Origin of the sequence: Rudaea cellulosilytica DSM 22992 (assembly GCF_000378125.1) — a bacterium.
Lineage (GTDB): Bacteria > Pseudomonadota > Gammaproteobacteria > Xanthomonadales > Rhodanobacteraceae > Rudaea > Rudaea cellulosilytica.
This window is the reverse complement of record NZ_KB899241.1, coordinates 569,812-583,840: the sequence shown is the minus strand read 5'-3', so window position 1 is coordinate 583,840 and position 14,029 is coordinate 569,812. Positions and strand designations below refer to the sequence as shown.

14 protein-coding genes are annotated in these 14,029 nt (G+C 64.8%); 10 read left to right on the top strand and 4 right to left on the bottom strand.

What is annotated here, in order from left to right; all coding sequences use genetic code 11:
- Nucleotides 1-33 precede the first annotated feature (33 nt).
- The 3 genes from F455_RS0102595 to F455_RS0102585 form a co-directional block, all read right to left on the bottom strand.
- A complete protein-coding gene (locus F455_RS0102595) occupies nt 34-534 on the bottom strand; it encodes a methylated-DNA--[protein]-cysteine S-methyltransferase (protein ID WP_018971700.1) in 501 nt (166 codons plus the stop codon).
- A gap of 18 nt (nt 535-552) precedes the next feature.
- Entirely contained in the window at nt 553-1,632 is a 1,080-nt protein-coding gene (locus F455_RS0102590; protein ID WP_018971699.1) for a 3-deoxy-7-phosphoheptulonate synthase, read from the bottom strand.
- 280 nt (nt 1,633-1,912) lie between these two features.
- Entirely contained in the window at nt 1,913-2,809 is an 897-nt protein-coding gene (locus F455_RS0102585) for a phosphoribosylaminoimidazolesuccinocarboxamide synthase (RefSeq protein WP_026293003.1), read from the bottom strand.
- Nucleotides 2,810-2,979: 170 nt separating this feature from the next.
- On the opposite strand from F455_RS0102585, the gene djlA reads away from it, so the two are divergent.
- Together djlA and rpe are read left to right on the top strand one after the other, a co-directional pair.
- Nucleotides 2,980-3,789: a co-chaperone DjlA gene (gene djlA / locus F455_RS0102580; RefSeq protein ID WP_018971697.1), complete on the top strand. Its 810-nt coding sequence runs from the start codon at nt 2,980-2,982 to the stop codon at nt 3,787-3,789.
- Nucleotides 3,790-3,877: 88 nt separating this feature from the next.
- Nucleotides 3,878-4,543, top strand: coding sequence for a ribulose-phosphate 3-epimerase (gene rpe / locus F455_RS0102575; protein WP_018971696.1), 666 nt, complete (start codon nt 3,878-3,880; stop codon nt 4,541-4,543).
- A 16-nt stretch (nt 4,544-4,559) separates the two neighbouring features.
- On the opposite strand, the gene purU is transcribed toward rpe, so the two are convergent.
- Entirely contained in the window at nt 4,560-5,411 is an 852-nt protein-coding gene (purU, locus tag F455_RS0102570; RefSeq protein WP_020684038.1) for a formyltetrahydrofolate deformylase, read from the bottom strand.
- Between the two features lie 470 nt (nt 5,412-5,881).
- On the opposite strand from purU, the gene pdsR reads away from it, so the two are divergent.
- The 8 genes from pdsR (at nt 5,882) to trpC (ending at nt 13,988) form a co-directional block, all read left to right on the top strand.
- Nucleotides 5,882-6,571: a proteobacterial dedicated sortase system response regulator gene (gene pdsR, locus F455_RS0102560; protein ID WP_018971693.1), complete on the top strand. Its 690-nt coding sequence runs from the start codon at nt 5,882-5,884 to the stop codon at nt 6,569-6,571.
- A 59-nt stretch (nt 6,572-6,630) separates the two neighbouring features.
- Nucleotides 6,631-8,694: an ATP-binding protein gene (locus F455_RS0102555; RefSeq protein WP_018971692.1), complete on the top strand. Its 2,064-nt coding sequence runs from the start codon at nt 6,631-6,633 to the stop codon at nt 8,692-8,694.
- Nucleotides 8,695-8,782: 88 nt separating this feature from the next.
- Nucleotides 8,783-9,526 carry an SEL1-like repeat protein gene (locus tag F455_RS21745; protein ID WP_018971691.1) on the top strand — a complete coding sequence of 248 codons (744 nt, stop codon included), beginning with the start codon at nt 8,783-8,785 and terminating at the stop codon, nt 9,524-9,526.
- A gap of 116 nt (nt 9,527-9,642) precedes the next feature.
- Entirely contained in the window at nt 9,643-11,118 is a 1,476-nt protein-coding gene (gene trpE / locus F455_RS0102545) for an anthranilate synthase component I (protein ID WP_018971690.1), read from the top strand.
- A gap of 91 nt (nt 11,119-11,209) precedes the next feature.
- Nucleotides 11,210-11,803 carry an anthranilate synthase component II gene (locus F455_RS0102540; RefSeq protein WP_018971689.1) on the top strand — a complete coding sequence of 198 codons (594 nt, stop codon included), beginning with the start codon at nt 11,210-11,212 and terminating at the stop codon, nt 11,801-11,803.
- Nucleotides 11,804-11,806: 3 nt separating this feature from the next.
- Nucleotides 11,807-12,859 carry an anthranilate phosphoribosyltransferase gene (gene trpD / locus F455_RS0102535; protein WP_018971688.1) on the top strand — a complete coding sequence of 351 codons (1,053 nt, stop codon included), beginning with the start codon at nt 11,807-11,809 and terminating at the stop codon, nt 12,857-12,859.
- Nucleotides 12,856-13,200: an antibiotic biosynthesis monooxygenase family protein gene (locus F455_RS0102530; protein WP_018971687.1), complete on the top strand. Its 345-nt coding sequence runs from the start codon at nt 12,856-12,858 to the stop codon at nt 13,198-13,200. The genes trpD and F455_RS0102530 overlap by 4 nt, the downstream gene beginning before the upstream one ends.
- Nucleotides 13,197-13,988 carry an indole-3-glycerol phosphate synthase TrpC gene (gene trpC, locus F455_RS0102525; protein ID WP_018971686.1) on the top strand — a complete coding sequence of 264 codons (792 nt, stop codon included), beginning with the start codon at nt 13,197-13,199 and terminating at the stop codon, nt 13,986-13,988. The genes F455_RS0102530 and trpC overlap by 4 nt, the downstream gene beginning before the upstream one ends.
- Nucleotides 13,989-14,029: the final 41 nt, after the last annotated feature.

Genomic DNA, 14,029 nt, shown 5'->3' with positions numbered 1-14,029 from the left:
GGTGGGCAATACCACGCGTCGCGGTCAGCTTGTTTACGGCGTCAGGGTGAATGCGCTATGGCGCTGCTCGTGCTCGAGCAGCCAGCGCTTGGTCGGCAGGCCGCCGCCGAAGCCGGTCAGGCTGCCGTTGGCGCCGATCACGCGATGGCAGGGCACGATTATCGGCAGCGGGTTGCGCCCGTTCGCCGCGCCGACCGCGCGCGTGGCGTTGGCATCGCCGAGCGCGCGCGCGATCTCGCCGTAACTCGTCGTCGTGCCGTAGGGAATTTCGAGCAAAGCAAGCCAGACCTGCTGCTGGAAATCGGTGCCCTGCGGCGCGAGCGGCAGATCGAACGCGGTGAGCTTGCCGGCGAAATACGCCTTGAGCTGCGTGCGTGCCTCGTGCAGCGCACCGGGCCCGCGCTCCCAATCCTCGCCGATCGTGGCCGGATACTTGCCATTCTCGAAATCGACATGGCGCAGGCCGCGTCCGTCGGCCGCGAGCATGAGGCGGCCGATCGGCGTTTGCAGATAGTCGTAGTACACCGTCGACATGATCGACAATGTTACACCTCAGGCCGCCGACTTGACCTCCGCCCGCATGCGGCGCGCGCGTACGGCCTGGGCGAGGCGATCGAGCGTGCGCACGGTCGTTTCCCAGTCGATGCAGCCGTCGGTAATGCTCTGGCCGTACTTCAGCGGCTGGCCTTCGACGAGATCCTGGCGACCGCCGACGAGATGGCTTTCGATCATCGCGCCGAGGATGCGCGTTTCGCCGGCTTCGACTTGGCCGGCGATGTCGTCGATCACCGTCGGTTGGTTCTCCGGATTCTTCGACGAATTGGCGTGGCTCGCGTCGATCATGACGCGGTCATTGAGGCCGGCCTTGGCGATCGCCGCAGATGCCGCGTCGACACTCGCCGCGTCATAGTTCGGCGTCTTGCCGCCGCGCAGGATGACGTGGCAGTCGCGGTTGCCGCGCGTCGCCGCGATCGCGGTGCGGCCTTCCTTCGTCACTGCCATGAAATGATGCGGGCTTGCTGCCGAGAGCACCGCGTCGACCGCAATTTTCACGTTGCCGTCGGTGCCGTTCTTGAAGCCGACCGGGCAGGACAGGCCGGATGCGAGTTCGCGATGCACCTGGCTCTCGGTCGTGCGCGCGCCGATCGCGCCCCAAGCGACCAGATCGGCGATGTACTGCGGCGTGATCATGTCGAGGAACTCGCAACCGGCCGGCAGGCCGAGCGCGTTGATGTCGCGCAGCAATCCGCGCGCGAGGCGCAAACCCTTGTCGATGTGGAAGCTGCCGTCGAGGTCGGGATCGTTGATTAGGCCCTTCCAACCGACCGTGGTGCGCGGTTTTTCAAAATAGACACGCATGACGACTTCGAGCTCGCCCGCGAGACGCGCGCGCTCCTTGACCAGGCGCTGGGCGTATTCGATCGCGGCCGTCGTGTCATGAATCGAGCAGGGCCCGACGACGACGACGAGGCGGTCGTCCGTGCCGTCGAGGATGGCGTGCACCGCCGCGCGCGATTTCGCCACGGTGTCCTCGGCCGCATCGTCGAGCGGGAATTCGGCAATCACCTGGGCGGGCGTGGAAAGTTCGCGCAGTTCGGCTATGCGCAGGTCGTCGGTGTGGTGGGTGGTCATGGCGGTTTCCTGGGAGGGTCATCGGGGGTTGGGTTCTGTGGACTTCCCGGCGGCCATAAAAAAACCGCCGGGGTGGCCGGCGGTCTTCGAGGGTCTTGTTTGCGGATCTTCAGATCGATCGCGCCCCTTCCTCCGCCAGCGGCTTGGGAATGCCGTAATACCAAAAGTAATAGCTGTGGCGGGTGGAGGTCATGGGTATACAAATATCACATCGATTTGCCGGCGACAAGCGTGGCGCCGTTTTTCTCGGCTTGTCCCGGTGGGGTAGGGATCAAGAGCTTCAATCCAGTTCGATGCCGGCCAGACGTTTCAAAGCTTCGGCGTATTTCGCCGCGGTGCCGTCGATCACTTCGCGCGGCAGCTTCGGACCCGGTGCGGTCTTATTCCAATCCAGCGTCTCGAGATAGTCGCGCACGAACTGCTTGTCGTAGCTTGGCGGACTGATGCCGACGCGGTACTCGTCGGCGGGCCAGAAGCGCGAAGAGTCCGGCGTCAGCATCTCGTCCATGACGTAGAGCTTGCCGTCTTCGTCGGTGCCGAACTCGAACTTGGTATCGGCGATCAGGATACCTCGCGTCGCGGCGAACTCTGCTGCAAAAGTATAAATTTTCAAAGTGGCGTCGCGAACCTGCTCGGCGAGGTCGCCGCCGATCGAGGCGACGACCTGGTCGAAGCCGATGTTCTCGTCGTGGTCGCCGATCGCGGCCTTGGTCGAAGGCGTGAAGATCGGAGTGGGCAGCTTCTCGGCCTGACGCAGTCCGCTCGGAAGTTTGATGCCACAGAGCGAGCCGGTGGCCTGATAGTCCTTCCAACCCGAGCCGATCAGATAGCCGCGCGCGATCGCCTCGACCGGTACCGGCTTGAGGCGCTTTGTGACTACGCTGCGCTTGGCATACAAACGCGCATCGACGCCGGCGGGCAGTACCGAGGCGACATCCTTGCCGGTCAGATGGTTCGGCACGAGGTGCGCGGTCTTCGCGAACCAGAAATTCGAGATCTGGCAGAGCATTTCGCCCTTGCCCGGAATCGGGTCGGGCAGGATCACGTCGAACGCCGAGAGGCGATCGCTCGCGACGATCAGCAGTTCGCGCGGCGACAACGCGTAGACGTCGCGCACCTTGCCGCGATGGATCAGATCGAGACCGGGCAGGTCGGATTGCAGGAGCGTGGTGGGCACGGCGACCTCGAAAGGCAGGCGGGGCGGGGTGCGCATTGTAACCGTCCGTTCATCGTGCATCGCAGGGTTCGGCTAGAATTCGCGTTCGACAGGGTTCCGCGACGATCGATGATTCTCTCCTTTTCCGGCGCCGCGCCGGCGCCGATGCGCATCGGCCCGCGGCTGCACGCATGAACATCTGGGGCAAGCTGATCGGCTTCGCGATCGGCGTCGGCGTGTTCCACAACCCGCTCGCGATCGTCGTCTGCGTCGTGCTCGGACACATCTTCGACCGCAGCGTGAGCAGCTTCGGGGGCACGATCGATGCCGCACCGTTGTCCTTCGTCGCGCCGTTGTTCGGCCTTGCCGGGGCGATCGCGAAGTCGGACGGACGCGTGTCCGAGGCCGAGATCGCCGCGACCGAGCAGCTCATGGCGCGCCTGCAGCTCTCCTCCGAATTGCGCAACGTCGCGGTCGACCAGTTCAACGCAGGCAAGCAGCCGGGCTATTCGACGACGAACGCGATCGTGCAGCTGCGCGCGTGGACGCACGGACACCGCGACCGCGCCTTCATCCTGATCGACCTGCTGCTCGACATCGTCTGCGCCGACGGCCCGCTCGCGCCGGCCAAGCTCGTCATCGTGCGCAAGCTCTGCGCCGCGCTCGGTGTCGACGAGCGCCAGCTGATCGGCATCGCGGTGATGAAAGGCTACGCCTACGTCGCGCCGGACAACTGGGAGGAATACGTCAACGCGCATCGCGGCGATCGCGCGCGCGGCGGCAATGCGAATTCCACGCGGATCAAAGATCCGTATGCCGTACTCGGCCTCGACCGCAAGGCAAGCGATGCCGAGATCAAGCGCGCCTATCGCAAGCTCATGAGCCAGCACCATCCGGACAAGCTCGGCAACGTGCCCGACGAATTGAAACGCCGCGCCGAGGAGCGCGCGCGCGACATCAATGCAGCTTACGAGCAGATTCAGGCAGAACGCAGACGCTAGAGCGGCGTTTTGTCACACCTTTGGAGCGCCAAGCGAATCGCCGAGGCGCGCATGTAAACTGTCTATTCCGCATCGCGAGAGCACTCCGATGAAACAGTCCCCCGTCATCGCGCCTTCAATCCTGTCCGCGAACTTCGCCAAGCTCGGCGAGGAAGTCGACAACGTGCTTGCCGCCGGTGCGCAGTGGGTGCACTTCGACGTCATGGACAACCATTACGTGCCGAATTTGACGATCGGCCCGCTGATCTGCGAGGCGCTGCGCAAGCACGGCGTGACCGCGCCGATCGACGTGCACCTGATGGTCAAGCCGGTCGATCGCATCGTGCCCGACTTCGCCAAGGCCGGCGCGACCAATATCAGCTTCCATCCCGAGGCGAGCGAGCACATCGACCGCACGATCGGCCTGATTCACGACAGCGGCTGCAGCGCGGGTCTCGTCTTCAATCCGGCGACACCGCTGGCGTATCTCGACTACGTAATGGACAAGATCGATCTGATCCTGCTGATGAGCGTCAATCCCGGCTTCGGTGGGCAGAGTTTCATTCCGTCCGCGCTGAGCAAGCTGCGCGAAGTGCGCGAGCGCATCGACCGCAGCGGCCGCGCGATCCGCCTCGAGATCGACGGCGGCGTCAAGGCCGACAACATCGCCGAAATCGCCAAGGCTGGTGCCGACACCTTCGTCGCTGGTTCGGCGATCTTCGGCCACAAGGATTACCGCGAGATCGTCGCCAAGATGTTCGCCGCGATAGGTTGATCTCGCGCCAGTCCGCTCAGCGAAACACGACCGTGCGATGCCCGTTCAACAGCACGCGATGCTCCACGTGCCAGCGCACCGCGCGCGCGAGGACGAGCGATTCGACGTCGCTGCCGATGCGCACGAGATCGCGCGGCGTCGCGCCGTGGTCGACGCGGGCGACATCCTGCTCGATGATCGGACCCTCGTCGAGATCGCTCGTGACGTAGTGCGCCGTCGCACCGATGACCTTCACCCCGCGCTGATGCGCCTGGTGGTAAGGCTTGGCGCCCTTGAAGCTCGGCAGGAAGCTGTGGTGGATGTTGATCGCGCGCCCGGCAAGCGTTGCGCATAGCCGCGGCGAAAGAATCTGCATATAGCGCGCGAGCACGACGAGATCGACGTGCTGCTTGTCGACGAGTTCGACGATGGAGGCTTCCTGCGCATCGCGCGTCGCGCTGCTGACCGGCAGGTGGCGAAACGGCACGCGATGCGATGCGGCGAGCTCGGCGAAGTCCTCGTGATTGGAGGCCACCGCCGCGATGTCGACCGGCAACTGGCCGCTGCGCACGCGAAACAGCAGATCGTTGAGGCAGTGGCCGTGCTTGCTCACGAGCAGCAGCAGGCGCGCGCGCTTGCGCGCATCGTGAATTTTCCAATCCATCGCGAACTCGTGCGCGAGCGCGGCGACTCGGCTTTCAAGCGTGGCGATGTCGAGGCTGGCCGGCACATCGAAATGAATGCGCAGGAAGAAGCGCTCGGTTTCCTCGTCGCCGAACTGCTGCGCGTCGAGGATGTTGCAAGCCGACTCGAACAATAGCGCGCTGACGCGGTAGACGATGCCGGTGCGGTCCGGGCAGGACAGGGTGAGGATGTAGTCGTGACGCATCGGCGAACGCACTTAGGGGGCGGGCCGGGCATTCTAATATTGAAGAGTGCGGCCAGGGCTGGCCGCTTCGATTTTTCGCCATCGCGGACGACCGCATGCAGCCAAGGTCAAGAAAGCCGCGCCGGAACAAGGTATTCAGGAGTGGGACGCTTCGGCGCGGCGCGGAAACTCAGAATTGCAGCGCGGCGAGGGCTCCGAGCACGAGCGCGCACAGGGCGAAGGCGACGCGGAACGGCTCGGCTTGGTTCAGCTCGAGATTGGGGTTGGGGCGATCGGCTTTCATCGATGTTCTTCATGGGGCGCCCGCTTGGCGCGAGCATAGATTCGGCGACGAGCCTGAACGCCTGCGGCGCCGTTTGCGGCGACGGCGAGGCCAAATCTGGCGCAACGATGACAAATGCGCTGCAGCCATTGCTGCGTGCAGGACTGGCCCGTAAGCTGCGCACACCTCATCACGCAGGACCGACCGCATGGGCCGCAATATCGCCATCGTCGAAGACGAACCCGCGATCCGCGCCAACTACGTCGAGGCGCTCAATCGTTTCGGCTACACCACGCACGGCTATTCCACGCGGCCCGATGCGAGCCGCGCATTCGCGCAGCGGCTGCCCGAACTCGTCATCATCGACGTCGGCCTCGGCGACGAACCCGAAGGCGGCTTCGAGCTGTGCCGCGAGTTGCGTGCGCAGTCGCCGACGCTGCCGATTCTGTTCCTGACCGCGCGCGATTCGGATTTCGATGTGATTTCGGGCCTGCGCCTCGGCGCCGACGACTATTTGACCAAGGACGTCAGCCTGCATCATCTCGCCGCGCGCATCAGCGCGCTCTTTCGCCGCATCGATGCCTTGAACAAGCCCGCGTCGAAGGAGACCGTGGTCGAGCATGGCCCGCTCAAGCTCGAAGCCGAGCGCATGCGCGTCACCTGGAACAATCACGAGGTGCCGCTGACCGTGACCGAGTTCTGGATGATCCACACGCTCGTGCGCTTCCCGGGGCACGTGAAAAATCGGGACCAGCTCATGCGCGAGGCGCAGGTCGTCGTCGACGATGCGACGATCACTTCGCATATCAAGCGCATCCGCAAGAAGTTCCTCGCGATCGACGAGGCATTCGATTCGATCGAGACCGTGCACGGTGCCGGATATCGGTGGCGGCCGTGAAGCTGTTCTTTCCTTCTCCCGGCGGGAGGAGGAAAGCAACTGCGCCGGCGCCTTGACCCATGTCGCTCCGCTTCAAACTTCTTCTCCTCGCCCTGTCCACGCTGGCCCTGCCGCTGGCGGGCTGGCTGATCGTGCGGCAGATGGAAGAGTTGCTGCGCCAAGGCCAGGAACAGACACTGACGGCGTCGGCGAAGGCGCTCGCGCGCAGCCTCGCGGCGCTGAAGACCGTGCTGCCGCCGGCCGGGCAGGCGTTCTACGTGCATCCCTGCGCGCGCGGCATGCGCATCGACGGTTACGCCGACGACTGGAACGCGTTGATGCCGTACGCGCAGAACATCGGCCCCGCCGACGACGCGCAGAAAGCCAAACTCCTGCTTTGCGCGGACGATGACTACCTTTATTTGCTTGCACAGGTACGCGACGCGACGCGCACGGACGCAAGCGACGACAATGCGCTGCTGCACGACCACCTGACCCTGAGTCTGGCTCACGACAACGACTTGCGCCGCTATCTGATCGCGAATGCGGCGCCGGGAACGTTCGAGGCGCGTGTGCTCGACGGCGAAGGCAACACGCTGCCGCAGGTGCTTGGCGGCTATTGGCAGGAGGACAGCGACGGCTATCGCGTCGAACTGCGTCTGCCGCGCGCGCAGATGCCCGACTCGCTCACGCTCAACGAGTTCGATGCCGACGCACCGAACAACGCGCACATCGAATTGCGCCCGCTGTTGTTGCGTTCGCCCGACTTGTCCTCCGATCTCGCCCAGTTCGCGCCGGACGGTATGCGCGTGCGCGTGCTCAGCGCCGAAGGCTGGGTCGTCGCCGAGTCGGGTCAGCTTGCGGCGCTGCCTTCGAAATCGTCGACGCCGGCGCTGCGGCGCTGGTTCGAGAATCTGATCTACCGCAGCCTGATCGCGCCCGACATGACGCGGGCACAGGATTTCGCGACCAACCTGCCGCGCCTGTCCTCGCCCGAGATCTGGCAGGCGCTGTCCGGCGTTGCCGCGACCGCGTGGCATCCGGCGCCTAATCAGGGCAGCAGCGTCGTGCTTGCCGCCGCGGTGCCGTTGAAGGACAACAACGAAGTGCGCGGCGCGTTGCTGCTCGAACAATCCGGCGATGCGCTGCCGTTGTTGACCAACCGTGCGCTGCTGATCCTGATCGGCGCAAGCCTCGGTGCGCTGCTGTTCGCGGGGGCCGTGCTGTTCGCCTTCGCCGGCGTGCTCGGCGTGCGCATCCGCCGCCTGCGCGACGCGGTCGAACGCGCCAAGCATGCGAGCGGCAGGGTGGAACGTGGCGGCGAACGGCAGGTTCCGCTGCCGCTGCTGGGAGCGAAGGACGAGCTCGGCGATCTGGCGCGCAGCTTCGCCCATCTGCTCGACGAGGTGAGCGTGTACACCGACTATCTGCGTACCCTCGCCTCCAAGCTCTCGCATGAGCTTCAGACGCCGCTCGCAATCGTCAAATCCTCACTCGACAATCTCGACCAGCAGTCGGTGTCGACCGATGCGCGCACTTACCTCGTACGCGCACGCAGCGGCGCCGAGCGCCTCGGCGCGATCGTGCGCGCGATGAGCGAAGCGAGCCGCATGGAGCGTGCGATCCACGGCGTCGACGCGGAGGAGTTCGACCTCACCGCGGTCGTGCGCGGCTGCGTCGATGCCTATCGGCCGCTGCTCGCGCCGCGCCGCGTCGAGGCCGATCTGCCTGCGTCGCCGCTACTCATGCACGGCGCGCCGGAGCTGATCGCGCAGGCGCTCGACAAGCTCATCGACAATGCGCGCAGCTTCACCGCCGAGAATGGCTGGATCCGCATCGCCCTGCGCGCGAATGGCGATGGCGCGATCGTCAGCGTCGCCAACCAGGGGCCGCCTTTGCCCGTCGGCATGGCCGATCGCCTGTTCGAATCGCTTGTCAGCGTGCGCCCGTCCACGGCGCAGAAGGCCACTGTGGTCAACGGCGCGCCTGCCGAGCCGCCGCATCTCGGCCTCGGTCTGTCGATCGTGCGCCTGATTGCCGAGCTGCATCGCGGCGTGGCGACGGCGCGCAATCTGCCGGACGGCACAGGCGTCGTGTTCTCGCTGGAACTGCATGGCATGCCACGGCGTTCGCTCGCCGGTTGACCAGTCGAGGACTTGAACTGACATGGAGTTGCGACGAATATCGGCGCTGTCACGTCCAGTCCCAGGCAAAGACTCCCGGGCGACTCGTATGCGCAGGATCAAGGCAAGTTTGGGTTTGTTCATCGTTGCATTGTTGTGCGGTGCGGCGGCGCCGGCCTTCGCCATGCACGACTACGGCATGGATTCGGCGGCGTTCGCGAGCAACGACCCACCCGGCAACTTCTTTCCGGGCAAGTACTTCCAGTACAAGGCGCAGTTCTATCTGTCGAAGAAGAGCTATGTCACCGCGCTGCGCATGTACGAGCTGGCCGGATTCTGGGCGAACAAGATCGCGCAATATAACGCTGGGCTCATGTACTACAACGGCATCGGCATTCCAGTTGATCGCGTGCGCGGCGTCGCCTGGCTCGGCATAGCGGCGGAGGCGCAGGACGATCTCGCTGTACGCGCCCTGCAGGTCGCCTATGCCAGCCTCAACGAGAGCGAAAAGCGCCAGGCGGGCGAATTGTTCAAGCAACTCGACGAGAAATATGGTGATGCGGCGAGCCTGCCGCGTGCAGTGCGGCGGTACGAGATGGAGGCGCGCGGCGCCACCGGTTCGCACCTGGGCTACGTCGGCAACCTCACCGTGTACGAAACCGGCGCGTCCAGCAACGGTTCGCTCGGCGAATCTGGTTTCCGTTACTACCGCCACCAAGGCGATACCCGCGACGAGCTGATCGGAAAGATCACCGGGCATGTCCGGGTCGGTGCGGTGACGCCGCTGAAAGTGTCCGCCGACGCGCTGAAGAACGCTTCGCAAGAACCGCTCGACGCGCCCGAGGGCAAGTGATGCCTCGATGAACGCGCAGGCCCGTCGTGCCTGCGCCGGCGTCCTTGTGCCGGGTGATTGGCGCAAAGCAGCATAGCTTGCTATCTTCGGCAGCCCTTTCGTTGCCGTTCTGACCCGTGATCTCTCCCGCAGAATTCGCCGCACTCGCCGCGCAGGGCTACAACCGCATTCCGCTCGTGCGCGAGGTGTTGTCCGATCTCGACACGCCGCTGTCGGTCTACCTCAAACTCGCCGATGGGCCGTATGCCTATCTGTTCGAATCGGTCGAGGGCGGCGCGCGCTGGGGACGCTATTCGATCATCGGCCTGCCGGCACGCCGCGTGATCCGCGTCTACGGCCATCGCCTGACGATCAGCGAGGAAGGCGAGACGATCGAGGAGCGCGAGGTCGCCGATCCGCTCGCCGAAATCGCGCAGATCAAAGCACAGTACAAGGTGCCACGCATCGAGGGTCTGCCGAAATTCGCCGGCGGCCTGGTCGGTTATTTCGGCTACGAATGCGCAAGCTACATCGAGCACAAGGTCAAGGCCGACGCGAAGCCGGACCAGCTCGGCATGCCCGACATCTGCCTCATGCTCGCCGAAGAGCTCGCCGTTTTCGACAATTTGAAGGGCAAGCTCTATCTCATCGTCAATGCCGATCCGGCCGAGCCGCGCGCCTACGCGCGCGCGCAGCGCCGGCTCGACTCGCTCGTGCATCGGCTGCGCTCGACCAGCGCGGCTTATCCCGACATCGTCGATCCGAAGGCGATCGACGAGTCGCATTTCGTTTCGAGTTTTCCGAAGGACGACTACCTTGCCGCGGTGGAAAAGGCCAAGGAATACGTCTATGCGGGCGATGTGTTCCAGGTGCAGATCAGCCAGCGCCTCAGCGTGCCGTTCCGTTCGCGTCCGCTCGACGTCTACCGCGCACTGCGCGCGTTGAATCCGTCGCCGTACATGTATTTCATCGATCTCGGCAGCGAGCAAATCATCGGCTCCTCGCCGGAAATTCTCGTGCGCGCGCAGGGCGAACAGGTCGTGCTGCGCCCGATCGCCGGCACGCGCCGGCGCGGGCACACGCCCGAGGATGACGCGGCGATGGAAGCGGAGCTGCTTGCCGACCCGAAGGAACGCGCTGAGCACCTCATGCTGATCGACCTCGGACGCAACGACGTCGGTCGCATCGCCGAAACCGGCACGGTCGAGCTCACCGCGAACATGGTCGTCGAACGCTACTCGCACGTCATGCACATCGTCTCCGAAGTCGTCGGCAAGCTGAAAGCCGGACTGAGTTTCATGGACGTGTTCCGCGCGACGTTTCCGGCAGGCACGCTGACCGGCGCGCCGAAGGTGCGCGCGATGGAAGTGATTGCTGAACTCGAAACGGTCAAGCGCGGCGTCTATGGCGGTGCGATCGGCTACTGGAACTGGCACGACGAGGCCGACCTTGCCATCGCGATCCGCACCGCGATCGTGCAGGACGGCCAACTGCACGTGCAGGCCGCGGGCGGCGTCGTCGCCGATTCGGTGCCCGAGCTCGAGTGGAAGGAAACGATGAACAAATGCCGCGCACTGTTCCGTGCAGTGGCACAGGCGGTGGGTGGGCTGTAGCCGATCCGTCGCTGCAAGTCCGACAAACCGCTAAGATGTGCATGCGCGGCAATGGCGCTGCCATTCGTTCGCCGTAGCAAGGGCCCACACGATGATTCTGATGATCGACAATTACGACAGCTTCACCTACAACCTCGTTCAGTATCTGGGCGAGCTCGGTGAGGACGTGCGCGTAGTGCGCAACGACGAGCTGAGCGTTGCGGATATCGGCAAGCTGGCGCCGGAGAAGATCGTGATCTCGCCCGGTCCGTGCACACCGAACGAGGCCGGCGTGTCGCTTGCCGTGATCGAGAAGCTCGGCGGCCAGGTGCCGATCCTCGGTGTCTGCCTCGGCCACCAGGCGATCGGGCAGGCATTCGGTGGCAGAGTGGTGCGCGCGCGCACGATCATGCACGGCAAAACCTCGCCGATTCACCACAAGAATGTCGGCGTGTTCGCCGGCCTGCCGAATCCGTTCGAGGCGACACGGTATCATTCTCTCATTGTGGAAAAGGATACTTTGCCGGCCTGCCTTGAAATCACCGCGTGGACGCAGCACGCCGACGGCAGCATCGACGAGATCATGGGCCTGCGTCACAGGACACTGCCGATCGAGGGTGTGCAGTTCCACCCCGAGTCGATCATGACTCAGCACGGGCACGATCAGCTGCGCAATTTCCTGCATGCGCCGAAACTGGCGGCGTAAGCGATGTCGATCACCCCGCAACAGGCGCTGCAGCGCACGATCGAGCATCGCGAGATTTTTCACGATGAGATGATCGACCTGATGGGCCAGATCATGCGTGGCGAGGTATCGCCGACGATGACGGCCGCGATCCTCGCCGGCCTGCGCGTGAAGAAGGAAACCGTCGGCGAGATCGCCGCGGCCGCACGCGTGATGCGCGAGATGGCGGCGAAGGTGCCGCTGGCGCAGGATGCCGAGGCGAATCGCCATCTTGTCGACATCGTCGGCACGGGTGGTGATGGCTCGAACACGTTCAACATCTCTACCGCGTCGATGTTCGTCGTCGCCGCGGCCGGTGCGCGCGTGGCCAAGCATGGCAATCGCAGCGCTTCGTCGAAGTCCGGCAGCGCCGACGTGCTCGAAGCGTTTGGGGCGGCGATTGATCTCGCGCCGGCGCAGGTCGCGCAGTGTCTCGAGCAAACCGGTATCGGCTTCATGTATGCGCCGAACCATCATCCGGCGATGAAGAACGTCGGCGCGGTACGCAAGGAAATGGGCGTGCGCACGCTGTTCAATATCCTCGGGCCGCTGACCAACCCGGCCGGCGCCTCGCACATCCTCATGGGCGTGTTCCATCCCGATCTTGTCGGCATCCAGGTGCGCGTGCTGCAACGACTCGGCGCAGGCAATGCGCTCGTCGTCTGGGGGCGTGACGGCATGGACGAGATTTCGCTCGCGGGGCCGACCCTGATCGGTGAGCTGCGTGACGGAGCGGTCGAAGAATACGAGATCCAGCCGGCGCAGTACGGCCTGAGCGTGGTCGACAGCGCAGTGTTGCGCGTGGAGAATCCCGAGCAGTCGAAGGCGCGCGTGCTCGAGGCGCTGGATAACCGCGCGGGTGCCGCGCGCGACATCGTTGCGCTCAATGCGGGCGCGGCCTTGTACGCCTCCGGCGCGATCGGTTCGATCGCGTCCGGCATCGAGACGGCGATGGCGACTCTCGAAAGCGGCGCGGCGCGCGCCAAGCTCGATGAGTTCGTCGCCACGACACGGCGCCTGAAGGAAGCGCAGACATGAGTGGATTGGGATTCGCGCGGCTGCCGCAGCCGCCGTACTACGCGGTGATCTTCTCCTCGCGGCGCAACGGCCACGGCGAGGCGGACTACGCCGCGGCGGCCGACGCGATGTTCGAACTCGTGCAGAAGCAAGCGGGGTTTCTCGGTGCCGAGTCCGCGCGCGATGCGCAAGGCTTCGGTATCACCGTCGCCTATTTCGACAGCGAGGAAAACATCCGCGCCTGGCGCAACCACGCCGAGCATGCGGCGACACGCGAGCGCGGCAAGCGCGAGTGGTACGAGCATTTCGAGGTACGCGTGGCCAAGGTCGAGCGCGCCTACGGCGGTCCGCAGCACGGATGAGCGATATCCTGAAAACGATCCTCGCGCGCAAGGCTGAGGAGATTCGCGAGCGTAGTGCACGCGTATCGTTGCGCGATTTGTCTGCACGGGTGGACGATGCGCCGCCGGTGCGCGGCTTCGTTGCGGCGATCGAGGCGAAGATTGCGACCGGGCAAGCCGGCGTGATCGCCGAAGTGAAGAAGGCGAGTCCGTCGAAGGGCGTGATGCGTCCCGACTTCCGTCCTGCCGAGATCGCACGCAGCTACGAGGCCGGTGGTGCCGCCTGCCTGTCGGTGCTGACCGATGTCGATTTTTTTCAGGGCGCCGACGCCTACCTGCAAGAGGCGCGCAGCGCGTGCTCGCTGCCCGTACTGCGCAAGGATTTCACGATCGATCCCTACCAGGTCTACGAAGCGCGTGTGCTCGGTGCGGACTGCATCCTGCTGATAGTCGCCGCGCTTGGCGACGCAGCCCTGGTCGAACTCTCCGAGCTTGCCGCTGAGCTCGGCATGGACGTGCTCGTCGAAGTGCACGACGGTGAGGAGCTCGAGCGCGCGCTGGCGACCCCAGCACGCCTGATCGGCATCAACAACCGCAATCTGCGCACGTTCGCGACAACACTCGACACCACGTTGGAGCTGCGCTCGCGCGTGCCAGCGCAGCGGCTGCTCGTTACCGAAAGTGGCATCGTCACGCGCGAAGACGTTGCGAGGATGCGCGGCGCCGACGTGCACGCGTTCCTCGTCGGCGAGACTTTCATGCGCGCAGAGGATCCCGGCGCAGAACTGCGGCGCCTGTTCTCGAAGTGAGCCAGGAAGCAAAGAATTCCCCCACACTGATTGCGAAACTG

Excerpts from the sequence above, each read along its gene's own strand:
- F455_RS0102555 (WP_018971692.1), top strand. The coding sequence starts at position 6,631 with ATGTCGCTCCGCTTCAAACTTCTTCTCCTCGCCCTGTCCACGCTGGCC.
- pdsR (WP_018971693.1), top strand. The coding sequence starts at position 5,882 with ATGGGCCGCAATATCGCCATCGTCGAAGACGAACCCGCGATCCGCGCC.
- trpD (WP_018971688.1), top strand. The coding sequence starts at position 11,807 with ATGTCGATCACCCCGCAACAGGCGCTGCAGCGCACGATCGAGCATCGC.
- F455_RS21745 (WP_018971691.1), top strand. The coding sequence starts at position 8,783 with ATGCGCAGGATCAAGGCAAGTTTGGGTTTGTTCATCGTTGCATTGTTG.
- F455_RS0102530 (WP_018971687.1), top strand. The coding sequence starts at position 12,856 with ATGAGTGGATTGGGATTCGCGCGGCTGCCGCAGCCGCCGTACTACGCG.
- F455_RS0102590 (WP_018971699.1), bottom strand. The coding sequence starts at position 1,632 with ATGACCACCCACCACACCGACGACCTGCGCATAGCCGAACTGCGCGAA.
- purU (WP_020684038.1), bottom strand. The coding sequence starts at position 5,411 with ATGCGTCACGACTACATCCTCACCCTGTCCTGCCCGGACCGCACCGGC.
- trpC (WP_018971686.1), top strand. The coding sequence starts at position 13,197 with ATGAGCGATATCCTGAAAACGATCCTCGCGCGCAAGGCTGAGGAGATT.
- F455_RS0102595 (WP_018971700.1), bottom strand. The coding sequence starts at position 534 with ATGTCGACGGTGTACTACGACTATCTGCAAACGCCGATCGGCCGCCTC.
- djlA (WP_018971697.1), top strand. The coding sequence starts at position 2,980 with ATGAACATCTGGGGCAAGCTGATCGGCTTCGCGATCGGCGTCGGCGTG.
- F455_RS0102540 (WP_018971689.1), top strand. The coding sequence starts at position 11,210 with ATGATTCTGATGATCGACAATTACGACAGCTTCACCTACAACCTCGTT.
- rpe (WP_018971696.1), top strand. The coding sequence starts at position 3,878 with ATGAAACAGTCCCCCGTCATCGCGCCTTCAATCCTGTCCGCGAACTTC.